The sequence below is a fragment of the Porphyromonas sp. HMSC077F02 genome (assembly GCF_001815465.1).
Lineage (GTDB): Bacteria > Bacteroidota > Bacteroidia > Bacteroidales > Porphyromonadaceae > Porphyromonas_A > Porphyromonas_A somerae.
The window spans coordinates 75,429-90,136 of sequence record NZ_KV820676.1; the positions used below are offsets into that span (position 1 = coordinate 75,429).

At 47.7% G+C, this 14,708-nt stretch carries 13 protein-coding genes, 2 tRNA genes and 1 riboswitch; of the genes, 9 read left to right on the top strand and 6 right to left on the bottom strand.

Annotation, left to right across the window (positions count from 1 at the left end; genetic code table 11):
• Window positions 1-378 precede the first annotated feature (378 nt).
• A complete protein-coding gene (locus tag HMPREF3027_RS06635) occupies window positions 379-912 on the bottom strand; it encodes a hypothetical protein (RefSeq protein WP_141756244.1) in 534 nt (177 codons plus the stop codon).
• 190 nt (window positions 913-1,102) lie between these two features.
• On the opposite strand from HMPREF3027_RS06635, the gene HMPREF3027_RS06640 reads away from it, so the two are divergent.
• From HMPREF3027_RS06640 to HMPREF3027_RS06680, 9 genes are all read left to right on the top strand, one after another.
• Window positions 1,103-1,846: an SIMPL domain-containing protein gene (locus tag HMPREF3027_RS06640; RefSeq protein WP_018027608.1), complete on the top strand. Its 744-nt coding sequence runs from the start codon at window positions 1,103-1,105 to the stop codon at window positions 1,844-1,846.
• A 42-nt stretch (window positions 1,847-1,888) separates the two neighbouring features.
• Window positions 1,889-3,958, top strand: a complete 2,070-nt coding sequence (gene ligA / locus HMPREF3027_RS06645; protein ID WP_070707732.1) for an NAD-dependent DNA ligase LigA — start codon at window positions 1,889-1,891, stop codon at window positions 3,956-3,958.
• Between the two features lie 5 nt (window positions 3,959-3,963).
• Window positions 3,964-7,596, top strand: coding sequence for a DNA polymerase III subunit alpha (dnaE, locus tag HMPREF3027_RS06650; RefSeq protein ID WP_070707733.1), 3,633 nt, complete (start codon window positions 3,964-3,966; stop codon window positions 7,594-7,596).
• A 77-nt stretch (window positions 7,597-7,673) separates the two neighbouring features.
• Entirely contained in the window at window positions 7,674-7,988 is a 315-nt protein-coding gene (gene trxA / locus HMPREF3027_RS06655) for a thioredoxin (protein ID WP_021903750.1), read from the top strand.
• Window positions 7,989-8,129: 141 nt separating this feature from the next.
• Window positions 8,130-8,229: riboswitch (TPP riboswitch) on the top strand.
• A gap of 94 nt (window positions 8,230-8,323) precedes the next feature.
• The gene (gene thiD, locus HMPREF3027_RS06660; protein WP_070707744.1) at window positions 8,324-9,133 is read left to right on the top strand and encodes a bifunctional hydroxymethylpyrimidine kinase/phosphomethylpyrimidine kinase; all 810 of its coding nucleotides are present in this window, start codon (window positions 8,324-8,326) and stop codon (window positions 9,131-9,133) included.
• Window positions 9,130-9,756 (top strand): thiamine phosphate synthase, encoded by a 627-nt coding sequence (locus HMPREF3027_RS06665; RefSeq protein WP_070707734.1) that lies wholly within the window; start codon window positions 9,130-9,132, stop codon window positions 9,754-9,756. Before thiD ends, HMPREF3027_RS06665 begins: the two co-directional genes overlap by 4 nt.
• Window positions 9,753-11,324 carry a phosphomethylpyrimidine synthase ThiC gene (gene thiC, locus HMPREF3027_RS06670; RefSeq protein WP_070707735.1) on the top strand — a complete coding sequence of 524 codons (1,572 nt, stop codon included), beginning with the start codon at window positions 9,753-9,755 and terminating at the stop codon, window positions 11,322-11,324. The genes HMPREF3027_RS06665 and thiC overlap by 4 nt, the downstream gene beginning before the upstream one ends.
• 9 nt (window positions 11,325-11,333) lie before the next feature.
• Window positions 11,334-12,101 (top strand): sulfide-dependent adenosine diphosphate thiazole synthase, encoded by a 768-nt coding sequence (locus HMPREF3027_RS06675; RefSeq protein WP_021903614.1) that lies wholly within the window; start codon window positions 11,334-11,336, stop codon window positions 12,099-12,101.
• 237 nt (window positions 12,102-12,338) lie between these two features.
• Window positions 12,339-12,920, top strand: a complete 582-nt coding sequence (locus tag HMPREF3027_RS06680) for a thiamine phosphate synthase (protein ID WP_070707736.1) — start codon at window positions 12,339-12,341, stop codon at window positions 12,918-12,920.
• A gap of 79 nt (window positions 12,921-12,999) precedes the next feature.
• Here the strand turns inward: HMPREF3027_RS06680 and HMPREF3027_RS06685 are convergent.
• The 5 genes from HMPREF3027_RS06685 to HMPREF3027_RS06705 form a co-directional block, all read right to left on the bottom strand.
• A tRNA-Glu gene (locus HMPREF3027_RS06685) sits at window positions 13,000-13,071 on the bottom strand.
• Window positions 13,072-13,127: 56 nt separating this feature from the next.
• On the bottom strand, window positions 13,128-13,385 hold the full coding sequence (rpsT, locus tag HMPREF3027_RS06690; protein ID WP_021903612.1) for a 30S ribosomal protein S20: 258 nt from the start codon (window positions 13,383-13,385) through the stop codon (window positions 13,128-13,130).
• Between the two features lie 36 nt (window positions 13,386-13,421).
• Window positions 13,422-13,493, bottom strand: a tRNA-Glu gene (locus HMPREF3027_RS06695).
• A gap of 132 nt (window positions 13,494-13,625) precedes the next feature.
• The gene (gene rpsO / locus HMPREF3027_RS06700) at window positions 13,626-13,895 is read right to left on the bottom strand and encodes a 30S ribosomal protein S15 (RefSeq protein ID WP_018028866.1); all 270 of its coding nucleotides are present in this window, start codon (window positions 13,893-13,895) and stop codon (window positions 13,626-13,628) included.
• 176 nt (window positions 13,896-14,071) lie between these two features.
• Complete coding sequence (locus HMPREF3027_RS06705; RefSeq protein ID WP_070707737.1) at window positions 14,072-14,533, bottom strand: MgtC/SapB family protein; 462 nt, start codon at window positions 14,531-14,533, stop codon at window positions 14,072-14,074.
• Window positions 14,534-14,708 lie beyond the last annotated feature (175 nt).

The following is a 14,708-nucleotide window of genomic DNA, read 5'->3' on the forward strand; positions in this document are numbered from 1 at the left end:
ATATACTTGAAGCTATTTGCTACAACATCAAAAGAGCTCCCCATTTATACCTCAATAAAATATTGGAAAATGAAGAAGCCTCTATAAGTGGAGCACTTGTTATGAGATAAGTACTAGAAACCCTCTGTAAAAGCTCATAATTGGAGCATTTACAGAGGAGAATAATTAAAAAACAAGGCAGTTTCTCAAGCTAGGTAAGACAAAAATCAGCAAAAAGTCAATCCAAAACGCCTAAACTCGAATGTGCAACAGTCTCATCTGGGGCAATCTCACTGCTATCGGCTAGGGCAAAGAGTTCGCTTCTAGGGTTAGGACCAGCAATCCATTTTGGCAATCGTCGTACCGTCATCCACCCACTAAATATCCAGGAGAGTACAATTAGCCCAAAGAGTAGTCCCGCAATATGGGCCAATAGAGCCAGGCTCCCGACTTGAGTGTGAAGGGCGACCAGCTGCGTTTGGAGGAACGACGACTCTTGACCGTCCAGACTACCCCTACAATTAGTCCTGAAAGGATCATCACACAACCGATGATACTGAGTACTACAAAAAGGTTGCGCCAAAGCTCTTCATGCTGACGAAGTTGCCAGAAGTAAATCCAAAGGGGAATAGTACTAATGTAGGAGGCCCAGCGATTGCTACTGTTGGTAGTCTGTAGTAGCCGACCGCTTTTGCCGGAGAAGTAAAGAGTGGTGGACTGGGGATCGTCTACCGACACTTTGATAAAAGGAAGGTCCTCCCTACGTGACGCAAAGGGCATCCACTGCGTTAGCTGATGCAGAGTGTCAACTTGTGCAGGCGAATAGCTGGTAACCCTAGCTGTTTTCGTCACAATTTCTTCGAGGGTTGGTTGCGTGTCGGATAGAAGTTGCTGGGTGAGAAGATCCATCGCCACCTCTCCTTCACTGCCCACTAGAGTGAGCTGTGCTTTCCCCGCCTCTCGCTTCAGTGATACCCTTCAGGGTGAGTAGGAGTCTATTTTATTGAGTGCCCCATTTTTTTTTCGTAGAAAAAATGGTGGGGGCTTTGTGGTGGCGGTAGTTTTTGGTATCTTGCACGAAAGGTAATTCTATCCAATAACCATTTATTTAGAGTTGGAACGTATGGAACAGGGAAAGGCAAAATTGATCGGGACGTTGGCTATAGCAGTGGCGATTATCGTGGCTGTAGCGATTGGAGGACATGCTCTTGTGCATCGTAATGATGGGCCTAAGACACTCAGTGTGAAGGGTGGGGCAGAGCAAGACTTTGTCAGTGACTTGGTGGTGTGGAATGTGACGATCCAGAGCCATTCGTCTACTCCATTGGAGGGGCTGAAGGATGTGGAGCGTCAGCAAAAGATACTTGCTAACTTTCTCACCACTCGTAAGGTGCAGGAGAGTGAGGTGGTCTTTGGACCCGTCTCTTATCGGGAGGATATCACTGGCTACTACGATCCTAAGCAGGAGCGATATATTGAGATTAAGAATGGCTTTATTGTACAGCAAACTGCAACGGTGACCAGTCAGAGAGTGGATGAGATAGAGAATGTGGTGCGTGAGGTGGGTGAGCTGATTGCCCAGGATGTGACTGCCAACTCTGAGGATCCTCGTTATTACTACACTAAGCTGGCTGACCTGAAGCTACAGATGGTGGCGGCCGCCTCTGAGGATGCTCGTATGAGGGCAAAGCAGATTGCCGATGAGAGCAAGGCACGCCTGGGAGGGCTACGGAAAGCGAGCCTAGGTACTTTCCAGATAATAGGTAAGCACTCTAATGAGGATTATTCGTGGGGTGGTAACTTCAATACCTCTAGCAAGGAGAAAACGGTGAGCATCACGGTCACTGCGGAGTATCTAGTGAAGTAAAGAAAACCCATAAATATCTCAGATCCCTCTACATAAGCATCTATGGATTTATTTCAGGCAGATTATGATCGGATAGCGGAGCTTCGAAAGCTTCTGGAGCGGTATGAGCAGGAGTACTATGTACTTAATGCCCCTACCATTAGTGACCAGGAGTTTGACCACTTGATGAAGGAACTCGAGACGCTGGAGGAGCAATATCCCGACCTGGTGACTCCCGATTCGCCCACACAGCGAGTGGGCAGTGAGTTTTGGAAGGAGGGTAAACTGGGGAGGGTGAGCCAGTCTGAAGGATCTACGTTTAAGCATCGCTACCCGATGCTTTCGCTTGCCAATAGTTACTCGTGGGAGGATACGCTGGACTTCTACCGACGGGTTCATCAATTGGCGGGGAAGGATGCCGACTTGGTAGCGGAGCTGAAGTTCGATGGTACCTCTATCTCTATTATATATGAAGAGGGGCTCTTGAAGCGGGCTCTGACCCGTGGTGATGGCACAGTAGGTGAAGATGTGACGAGGGCTATTCAAGCGATGGAGTGTGTGCCGAAAAGGCTTGCGGGCGATCATCTACCTACCTATGTAGAGGTGCGTGGAGAGATCTTACTCCCTTGGGCGGAATTTCAGAGAATCAATAAGGAGCGTGAAGAGGAGGAGCTTCCTCCATTTGCTAACCCTCGAAATGCGGTGGCGGGAACCATTAAGACGAAGGAGCATGTGGAGGCGGTGATCCGTAGTCGTCGGCCGACCGCTTTCTTTTATTACCTACTGAGTGATGATGAGCAGTGGTTGCCAGACCTGCATCACGACCGCTTGGCGCTGATGAGGAAGCTGGGGCTCCCTGTGGATGAGCATAGCCAGGTATGCGATTCGCTAGAAGGTCTGAAGGCTTATCTGGACTATTGGGACACCCATAGGCATCAACTCCCAGTGGCAACTGATGGGGTAGTGGTGAAGGTGGATAGCTATGCGCTGCACGCTCTTTTGGGCACCACGGCGAAGTCGCCCCGCTGGGCGATGGCCTATAAGTTTTCGGCAGAGAAGGCGTTGACGCGACTAGAGTCGGTGAGCTATCAGGTGGCACGGACGGGGGTGATGACGCCTGTGGCGAATCTGGAGCCGATAGAGCTCTCTGGAACGACGGTCTCGAGGGCTACGCTCCATAATGCTGATATCATCAGTGAGCTGGATCTGCACATTGGGGACTTGGTGATGGTGGAGAAGGGGGGTGAGATTATCCCGAAAATCACCTCGGTGAGGTACGACCTTAGGGATGAGAAGACGGGTGCTGCGGTGACGATGCCGAAGGTTTGTCCGGATTGCGGAACTCCACTAGAGCGTGAGGAGGGGTTGAGTGCTACCTTTTGCCCCAATGAGTGGGGCTGTCCGGCTCAGATCGAGGGTAAGATAGAGCATTTCTGTAGTCGTAAGGCGATGGATATCAATATCGGTCCTAAGACCATTCATTTGCTTTGCACTTTGCTGGGGGTGAGGAGTGTGGCAGATTTGTATGACCTTACTGAGGGGGAGCTTCTGAGGTTGCCTAGCTTTAAGGAGCAAAAGGCGATCAATCTACTCAAGAGTATTGAAGCCTCTAAGGCGACCCCCTTTGATCGGGTGCTTTTCGGCCTTGGCATTCGTCAGGTAGGGAGTACGGTGGCAGCACAACTGGCCGATCACTTTCGGTCACTGGAGGCTCTGCGGTCGGCAAGCCGTGAGGAGCTTTTGGAGCTAGAGGATATTGGTCCAGTGATTGCGGAGAATATCCTGAGGTATTTTGTGGAAAGCCACAATGTGGAGACTTTGGATCGACTGGAGAGGGTGGGGCTACAATTGCGGTTTACGGAAGCCACTGCTCCTAAGCCAAAAGGTTCGCTACTAGAGGGGATGAGCATTGTGGTGAGCGGCATTTTCCATACCATTACACGTGACGAACTCAAGGAGCTGATTGTGGCTAATGGAGGGAAGAATGTATCGAGTATCAGCGGAAAGACGTCGCTGGTGATCGCAGGGGAGAATATGGGGCCAAGTAAGAGGGAGAAGGCTGAGAAGCTAGGAATTGAGATGATGAGCGAAGAGCAGTTTTTCGCTAAGTATGATGAATTGAAGGGGAGGTAATATAGATGCAGAACTTTGTACACTTACATGTCCACTCTTACTACTCTGTACTGGATGGACAGTCGTCAATAGAGGGGTTGCTGGAACAGGCAAAGAAGAATGGTCAGCCAGGGCTAGCCCTTACAGATCACGGGGTGATGCTGGGGATTAAGTCCTTTTGGGACGCCCCTAAATCGATGAAGAAGAAAAAGATCAAGGACCTTACGAAAAAGCTCGAAGGGGCTTCGGAGGAGGATAAACCTAAGATCCTTGAGGAGATAAAGGGGTGGGAGGATTGGAACTTTAAGCCGATCATTGGCTGTGAGTGCTATGTGGCGAGGAACGGACGCCTGAGCAAGAAGGGAAAGCAGGACTTGAGTGGCTATCACCTGATTGTTTTGGCGAAGAATATGCAGGGGTACAAGAACCTCATTAAGATGGTTTCAAGGTCTTCGTCTGAAGGCTTTTATGGTCGTCCTAGGATTGATAAGGAGCTGCTGGAGGAGTATCATGAGGGATTGATTGTGCTGAGTGCTTGTCTCGGTGGAGAGATTCCGCAGCTGATCATGAATGGTCGGCTGGAAGAGGCTAAGCAGGCGGTGCTATGGCATAAGGAGGTCTTTGGGGAGGACTATTATCTGGAGTTGCAGCGACACAAGACCGATAAGCCAAGGGGAAATCAGGAGACCTATGCTCATCAAGTGAAGGTGAACGAGGTGTTGATGCAGCTCTCTAAGGAGACGGGTGTAAAGCTGGTAGCCACTAATGATGTCCACTTTGTACGAGAGGAGGATGGAGAGGCGCACGATAGGCTGATTTGCGTGAGCATGGCAAAGAACTACGAGGATCCTAACCGTCTGACCTATACTAAGCAGGAGTGGCTCAAGAGTACGGAGCAGATGGTGGAGCTATTTGCCGATATCCCCGAGGCGATAGCCAATACTATGGAGATCTTTGATAAGGTGGAGACCTATTCTATTGAGAATAAACCTCTGATGCCACACTTTGAGATCCCAGCTGAGTTTGAGAATGATGATGACTACCTTCGCCATCTAGCCTATGAAGGTGCCCATAAAAGGTTTGGCGAGGAGCTGAGTGCTGAGGTAACGGAGCGACTAGACTTTGAGCTTTCTACCATTAAGAACATGGGTTTCCCTGGCTACTTCTTGATTGTGCAAGACTTCATTGCCGAAGCTCGCAAACTGGGCGTGGCTGTTGGACCAGGTAGAGGTTCTGCCGCTGGCTCATTGGTATCCTATTGTCTGCGGATTACCGACTTGGATCCACTGAAGTATGATCTGCTTTTTGAGCGTTTCTTAAATCCCGACCGTATCTCTTTGCCTGATATTGATATCGACTTCGATGATGATGGTCGGCAAGATATCCTAAGGTGGGTGACGGAGCACTATGGTAAGGAGCGTGTGGCACATATCGTTACCTATGGTACGATGGCAGCTAAGATGGCCATTAAAGACCTTGGTCGTGTACTAGGATTGCCCCTTTCGGAGACCAATGCTCTGGCAAAGATGATCCCTGACCGTATGCCTGAGGGAGGAAAGGTCAATATCAATAATACGCTAAAGCAGATACCAGAGTTTAGGGATGCCTATTACGAAGGGGATCCTCTCAAACATGATGTGATAGAGTATGCACGGCAACTAGAGGGAACGGTGCGTAATACTGGTGTGCATGCTTGTGGTATTATTATCGGTCAGACAGATATCTCGGACGTCGTTCCGACCTTTGTGACCACTGATAAGGATACTGGTGAGGATATTTTGGTAACTCAATACGAGGGGAGTGTGATTGAGTCAACCGGCTTGATCAAGATGGACTTTTTGGGTCTTAAGACGCTCTCCATTATTCGTGAGACGCTCAATAATATCAAGCTTCGCCACGGGATTGACCTGGATATTTCAAAGATCCCTCTGGATGATGCCAAGACTTATGAGCTCTTTAGTGCTGGAAAGACTTCGGCTGTATTCCAATTTGAGTCTCCTGGTATGCAGAAGTCGCTGATGCAACTGAAGCCTACCAAGTTTGAGGACTTGATTGCGATGGTGGCACTCTATCGACCAGGACCTATGGATAATATTCCTTCTTTTATTGCCCGTAAGCATGGTAGGGAACCAATTACTTACGACCTCTCTGTGATGGAGGAGTATCTTGAGGAGACGTATGGTATCACCGTATATCAGGAGCAGGTGATGCTACTTTCCCGTAAGATTGCCAACTTTACGAGAGGGCAGTCGGACTCTCTCCGTAAGGCGATGGGTAAGAAGCTAATCGACCAGATGGCTTCTCTCAAGGAGCTATTTATGGAGGGAGGTCAGAAGAATGGTCACCCTGCGGAGATACTAGAGAAGATTTGGGGCGACTGGCTCAAGTTTGCTTCGTATGCCTTCAATAAGAGCCACGCTGCTTGCTATGCTTGGGTGGCGTATCAAACGGCTTATCTCAAGGCTAATTATCCTGCTGAGTTTATGGCAGGTGTGATGAGCCGAAACCTCAATAACATCACGGAGATTACGAAGTATATCGATGAGAGTAAGAAGATGGGAATAGAGGTCTTCAATCCTGATGTAAACGAATCCAACTTCGCCTTTTCGGTGAATAAGGCTGGGCATATCCGCTTTGGATTGGGTGCTATTAAAGGCTTTAGTAGTTCGGCAGCTCGTGAGATTATTGAGGAACGGCGCGAGAATGGACTTTTTGCCGATGTCTATGACTTTTTCGCTCGGGTCGAAGGAAAAGCGACCACTAAGAAGGTCTCTGAAGCATTAGTGCTGAGTGGCGCATTTGACTCTTTCGAGACCTTCACTCGTGAGGATTACTATCAAATGGAGGGCAATAAAGAGGAGACCTTCTTGGATAAGTTGATCAACTATGGCAATAGAACTCAGGAGGAGAAGGCACACTCAATGGGCTCTCTCTTTGGTGATGACCTCTTTCAGGAGATGGCGAAGCCAACGCTCTCGGAGCATGCTCCTCAGTGGAATGATATGGACCGCCTGAATAAGGAGAAGGAATTATTGGGCTTTTATCTCACAGCCTCGCCACTAGACCAGTATGCACTTCCACTGAAGTATAAGTGCAATATTGGAGTGTCAGAACTACGAGACGTGATGGATTATGTGGGGAAGGAGCTGATCTTCGGTGGCATTGTGACTGGGTTCCGTGAGATGATGACCAAGAAGAATACCAAGGCGGGCTTCATTAAGATACAAGACTACAATGGTGAAGGGGAGCTGGCTCTCTTTGGTGACTCCTACCTTAAGTACTCTATGTATGGCCGTGAGGGACTATTTATTTTGGTGCGTGCTGAGGCAGAGATGGGCTACTCGGGTGACCGTGCTTTCCTTAAGATCAATAGCATACACCTACTGGAGGAGGTGGCTGATTCACTACTGAGCGATCTGCAGATTACTATCCCCACATGGGCTATTACTGAGCAGTTTTATGAGGATATTATGCCTCCGCTGAATAATTGTAGAGAGACAAAGGGACCTATGTCCATAGGTTTTTATATCTTTGATAGCACTCAAGATGTTTATGTCAATCTAGAGTCGTCGCAGCTCTCAGGAGTATCAGTCTCTACTGAGCTACTAGACAAACTGGCTCTTTATGAAGAGAGTGGGGTTAGTTTCGAATTGAAATGAACTATCTAGGCGAGTGATGTGTTGAATATAGTAGAAGAGAGAATATAAACAGTATAAATTTTATAGAGATAAGTATTATGGCTTTAACTTTTACAGATGCTAACTTCCAAGAGGAGGTAGCTAAAGGTGGTGCAATGGTGATTGACTTCTGGGCACCTTGGTGTGGTCCATGTCGTATGGTTTCACCTATTATTGATGAGCTTGCTGAGGAGTACGGTGATAAGGTACGTATCGGTAAGATGAATGTGGATGAGAATAACGACGTGGTAGCTCAGTTTGGAGTTCGCAATATCCCTACAATCCTTTTTGTTAAGGATGGCGAGGTAGTTGACCGTAAGGTAGGTGCCCAAAGCAAGGACTCTTTGAAGCAGTCTATTGAAAAGATCCTATAAGCGACCGGCTTTGTGACAAATAAAGGGGTGCATACAAGCGTATGCACCCCTTTTGATATCGTTGTGCGAATGGATGATATTTGGTAGTTACAAATAAATAGACTAGGTTTGTAAGTGGAAATAGTGAATTAGCTGGAGAGAGGATCAGCGAAGGGGTGCCACAACTGCTTTGTGAGCTGAGATTATACCCGTAGAACCTGATGTAGGTAATGCTACCGTAGGGAGTAAGAGAGTCTGTAGGGGCTCTCGTAGTTAACGAGTAACAGCCATAGAGTTGTGTACCTCATTTCGAGGAGACAACTCTATGGCTGTTACTTTATTTTTGTAAGATGAATATGAAGTATATACCAACGCTTACGATTGCTGGCTCCGATAGCTCGGGAGGGGCAGGCATTCAGGCTGACCTTAAGACGATGTCGGCACTCGGGTGCTATGCTATGTCGGTACTTACCGCGGTGACTGCCCAGAATACTCAAGGGGTATTGGGGGTACAACCGATATCGGAGGAGATGGTGTCTCTGCAACTTCAAGCAGTTTTGGAAGATATTCCACCCCTAGCCATGAAGACGGGGATGCTATTTGATACCTCTATTATTGAGGCGGTTGCTACTGCTCTTGAGCAAGTGGATATTCCGCTAGTGGTGGATCCCGTAATGGTTGCCACAAGTGGCGATCGTCTCCTGAGTGAGAAAGCGGAGGAGGTACTAAAGCAAAGGTTGCTCCCATTGTCAACGCTCATCACTCCAAATCTGATGGAAGCGGAGGTATTGTCTGGCGTGAAGATAAATTCCCAATCGGCTCTTTATGAGGCAGGGCAATATCTCCTGGCACTAGGTACTAAAGCTGTTTTGATCAAGGGTGGACATACTGCCGATACCGAAGCTACGGACTACCTATTTACCGATAAAGGTGTCAGTACCTTTAGTAAGGAGAGGATTGAAACGGTGAATACGCACGGTACTGGGTGTACACTTTCTGCCGCTATTACCGCCTATATTGCTCGTGGACTTTCACTCGAAAAGGCCATTGAGCAGGGCAAGGAGTATCTCTCCGAGGCACTTAGTTCTGGCAAGAGGGTTGCTATTGGCAAAGGCCATGGCCCAGTGGATCACTTTTTCCAACCTCAAAGAAGTATTAAGCAATGAAGGGTCTACAATTTATCACGGCCGAAACAGGGCATTACTCTTATGTAGAGGGAGCGTATCTAGCACTGCAAGGAGGGTGTCGCTGGATTCAGTTGCGAATGAAGGAGGCGAGCCGTGAGGAGCTGCTTTCCGTAGGAAGGGTGGTAAGAGGTCTATGTACTAGATTCTCTGCTACTTTTATTATCGATGACCATGTAGATCTGGTGCAGGAGTTAGGGGCAGATGGGGTGCACCTTGGTCTCAAAGATATGCCTATCGTAGAGGCACGTAGGATACTAGGTCCGAAGGCGATTATTGGGGGTACCGCTAATACTTTTGAGGACGTTTTACTCCATTATAAGAGTGGTGCCAATTATATCGGCTGTGGACCCTATCGCTTTACCACAACGAAGAAAAACCTTGCTCCCACACTAGGGCTAGGGGGGTATCAAAAGCTTTTCGAACAGATGAGAGAGGCAGATATCCATCTACCCGTCGTCGCTATCGGTGGCATAGAGAAGGAGGATATCCCTGCCCTAATGCAGGCGGGTGCCTCTGGTATTGCCATCAGTGGCACTATATTACAGGCCGATAACCCTGAAGAGATGACAGAGGAATTAATCAATATAATACAAGCTCAATGAAACAGAATCTAAAGATTACCTATCCCAACTCTAGTAAAATATATGTCCCTGGTGAGCTATTCCCAGAGATACGAGTAGGGATGAGAGAGGTAAAGCAGTTGCCCACAGTGGCGAAGGATGGTACGAAGCGTGAAAATCCAGCGGTTGTGCTCTATGATACCAGTGGGGCGTACAGTGATCCCGAAATAGCTATTGATCTAGAGAAGGGTCTGCCACGGCTTCGAGAGCAGTGGAGTATGAAGCGAGATAAGACGCAGCTCTATTACGCCAAGAATAATATCATCACTCCCGAGATGGAGTATGTGGCGATTCGGGAGAATATGAAGTGCCAAGAGGTAGGCATTGAGAGCCATATCACGCCCGAATTTGTTCGCTCTGAGGTGGCAAGTGGACGGGCGGTGATCCCCGCTAATCACAAGCACCCCGAGGCGGAACCAATGATTATTGGTACCAACTTTCTCGTTAAGATCAATGCCAATATCGGTAACTCTCCTATGGCTTCTGATATGGAGAAGGAGGTGGAGAAGGCAATATGGGCTTGTAAGTGGGGTGCCGATACCATTATGGACTTGTCTACCGGTAAGAATATCACAGAGACACGTGAATGGATCCTAAGGAATAGCCCAGTTCCCGTCGGCACGGTACCTATGTACCAAGCTTTTGAAAAGGTGAATGGAAAGGCGGAAGACCTCTCTTGGGAGGTGTTCAAGGAGACTTTGATAGAGCAGTGTGAGCAAGGAGTTGATTACTTCACCATCCACTGCGGTATCAGACTTAAGAATATCAATCTCGCCGATTCACGCCTTACAGGCATCGTAAGTCGTGGAGGTAGTATCATCTCTAAGTGGTGCAAAGTGCATCAAGAGGAGAGTTTCCTTTACAGTCACTTTGATGATATTTGCGATATCTGTCGCCAGTACGATGTGGCACTTTCCCTCGGTGACGGGTTGCGACCTGGTTCTACCTACGATGCCAATGATGCAGCACAATTTGCAGAGTTGGATACCATGGGCGAACTGGTAGAGAGAGCTTGGGCAAAGGATGTGCAGGTGTTTATCGAAGGTCCTGGTCACGTGCCTATGCACAAGATTGAGGCGAATATGACTCGGCAGATTGAAAAGTGCCACGGAGCGCCATTCTATACACTCGGCCCATTAGTCACCGACATTGCACCTGCTTACGACCATATTACCAGTGCTATTGGAGCAGCGATGATAGGTTGGTATGGCACCGCAATGCTCTGCTACGTTACCCCGATGGAGCACCTCGGTCTGCCCGATAAGGATGATGTTCGCACAGGTGTGGTCACCTATAAGATTGCTGCCCATGCGGCCGACCTCGCCAAGAGGCATCCTGCAGCTCCCATACGTGATAATGCACTGAGTCTTGCTCGCTATGAGTTTAGATGGAAGGATCAATTCAACCTTTCGCTAGACCCAGAGCGTGCCGAGGAGTATTATAGAAAGAGCAATCCTACGGACAAGAACTTCTGCACTATGTGCGGCCCAAATTTCTGTGCTATGAGGATCAGTCAAACACTTGATGAAGCGTGTAACCAAAATAAATAACAAACAAAAATGGAGAAACTAGTATCTCAAGGGATTATCACCCGTTATTTCGAGAAGTTAAATGATTGTTTGGACCTTGATGTTGCCATTGTTGGCGGAGGTCCATCTGGCATTGTCGCTGCTTACTATCTGGCAAAGGCCGGGCTTAAGGTAGCACAATTTGACCGCAAGCTCTCCCCTGGTGGTGGTATGTGGGGTGGGGCAATGATGTTCAATGAAATTGTGATCCAAGAGGAAGCCCTTGAGATCATTAAGGAGATGGGCATCAATTATGAGCCATACCAAGATAAACTCTATACCATGGACTCTGTAGAGAGCACTGCGGCACTTCTGTACAATGCAGTACATGCCGGTGCACGCATATTCAATTGCTATAGTGTGGAGGATGTGGTGTATAAGGAGAATAGAGTCAGTGGCGTTGTGGTTAATTGGACACCCGTACTGCGTGAAGGGATGCACGTTGACCCTCTCAATATTATGGCCAAGTATGTGATCGATGGCACTGGCCATGATAGCGAGATCTGTCGGGTAGTGGCTAAGAAGAACGGAGCTACTCTCAATACCAGCACTGGTGGTGTGGTAGGTGAGCAATCACTTGACGTGATAACTGGCGAGAAGATGGTAGTCGAAGGGACTAAAGAGATCTACCCAGGCCTCTATGTCTGCGGTATGGCCTCTTCTGCTGTTTATGGTACCCCACGTATGGGCCCTATCTTTGGAGGTATGCTGATGAGCGGTAAGAAAGTAGCCAATCTAATCATTGACCAATTGAAGTAATCACTCTTTTCTATGAGGTGTGCTAGCCCTTTGAGAATGTTGCACGAAGTGCCATTCTCGCACATTTGCTTCAAATGTGCTGAGACTTTGCACGAAGGATGAGATGCAAGGCGCTGAGGGTGAGGGTGCTGGGAGCGTACTCACGTACGTGACCGAGCCCGAATCCCGAAAGTAACGCAGCAGATCGCCTTCGTGCAACAGTCTCCATTTAGGTCTGGCACACCTCTTTTATTGACTATGAAAGTGATCCTTATTACCCCAGAAGTGCCCTGTGAAAGCGAGGTGGAGATCATCACGGAAGCCCTTGAAGTGGGACTTTATCGTTGTCATCTCAGAAGACCCCATTGGTCGATAGAGGAGACCAGAGCCTTTTTGGATTGTTTTTCTTCCGAAGACTTAGCTAAAATAGTATTGCATGATCACCATCAGCTCGCTAAGGAATATCCAGTGGCGGGGTTACACTTCAACCGACGCCATCCATTCACTCAACGACCAATTGGACTCTCTGCCTCCATCTCTTGCCACTCACTAGAGGAGGTGGAGCGGTACCACGAGCAGATGGACTATCTCTTTCTAAGTCCTATATTCAATAGTATCTCCAAGCCCAATTATCCTGCCCAATTCTCGCTTGATCAGTTACGTGCTTCCTCTATTATTGATGATAAGGTGATTGCCCTTGGAGGTATCGCACTAGATAGGTTGCCACTACTCCACGGCATCCCCTTCGGAGGTGTCGCCCTCCTTGGCGACTTCTGGAATCGCCTCCCATCTGCCAATCCCATTGACCACCTCAAAACCTATCTTACCTTGGAGTATTAGTACAAAAAAATAGGACCTCGTTAGAGATCCTATTAAAAGAGTTCTTAGTCAATGGATGTATCCAATTGATGTATTCTTGTAGCCCATAGGGGAATCGAACCCCTCTTTCCAGAATGAAAATCTGATGTCCTAGCCGATAGACGAATGGGCCAAACCTAAAAATATTTTGCTACTTATAGTTAGCCCTCAATCTTTACTCTACTGCGTTTAGACAGCTAGGGTATTAACATGCTGTGCAAGAGAGCTCTTGAGGTTCGCTGCTTTGTTCTTGTGAATTCTACCCTTTGATGCTAGACGATCAATAATCGAATTCAGCTCTGGCAACTTGCTCTGTGCCTCACTAGCATCGGTAAGTGCGCGGAAGTCACGAACAGCATTACGCATTGTCTTGCCGTAATAACGGTTTCTAACACGCCTAGTACTGCTTTGTCTTACTCTTTTAAGCGCAGACTTATGATTTGCCATATCTCTTAGTTACTTACTTCAAAATTATAAAACTTGTAGCCCATAGGAGAATCGAACTCCTCTTTCCAGAATGAGAATCTGGCGTCCTAGCCGATAGACGAATGGGCCAGCTAAAAGCAAAATCCGCTTTAGTCTCTACAAAGACACTTCGTTAACTTTGCGTTGGCAAAGATACCAATAATTTCTCAATCCACAAAACTATGGGCGAAATTACTGCCGAAATATCTTGTGTCGCTACTATTAACGGCGGATGCCTAGCTCCTTAATGATAGCACGATACCTCTCAATGTCCTTCTCCATTAGGTAGTCAAGTAAGCGACGACGCTTACCAACCAACATCTTGAGTGCACGGGAGGTGTTATGATCCTTTTTATTTGACTTCATGTGCTCAGTCAAATGCGAGATACGGTATGAGAACAATGCTATCTGGCTCTCAGCGGATCCAGTATCAGTGTTGGACTTCCCGTACTTCTCGAAGATCTCTTGCTTCTTTTCCGAATTCAAGTACATAACTCTACTCAATATATAATAGTTAAACACTTGCAACGCTCTAGCACTCGGCTAGGCCTTCGCTAAGGCAGTTGCGACTGCAAAGGTACCAAAAAATATAAATACTGGGAAATATTTCTCCTGTTTTGTCTGCAGCGTGGATTCTAGCCATGGTATGCACCTCTGCCAAAGCCACATTAATCGTCTTCGTAGCTACTGTGTGATTTGGTTTCGTACTTCCGGCTCAGTGAATGGATGAAGTCATTCATAGGGACAAGGATGATATTGACTGCCAAGATGGCAAGGGTGCCTAATAGTGTTTCGTAAAAGAAGCCACCCGCAGCTAGCGCACCTATAGCGGAGCTACACCATACGGTAGCCGCCGTAGTGAGTCCACGCACACTCACCCCTTCCTTAAAGATAATACCACCTCCAAGGAAGCCGATACCTGTGACTACTTGTCCGATAATTCGTGATACGTCGCCTCCTTTGGCATCTGTAATCATGATGGAGAGAAGCACATAGAGAGATGCACCGATGGTTACCAAGGTGATGGTTCGTAATCCCGCTGACTTGCTCCTCCATTCACGTTCAAAACCGATGATAAAGCCCGCACCGATGGCAGCTAATAGGCGCAATGCGAAGTCAAGTGTACTCATATATTGATTTGATTATAGTTTTCTAGTTATTGGATTTCACATTTCTGTAAATATAATAACTTATTGCCACATTCCGTAATAACTACGATTAGGCTACGGGTTTTATGCCTCAGAGAAGCCTATCGTAGGTCTCTTCTTTTCGCCTCATCCGATATTCTGGGTGATGAGGGTGACT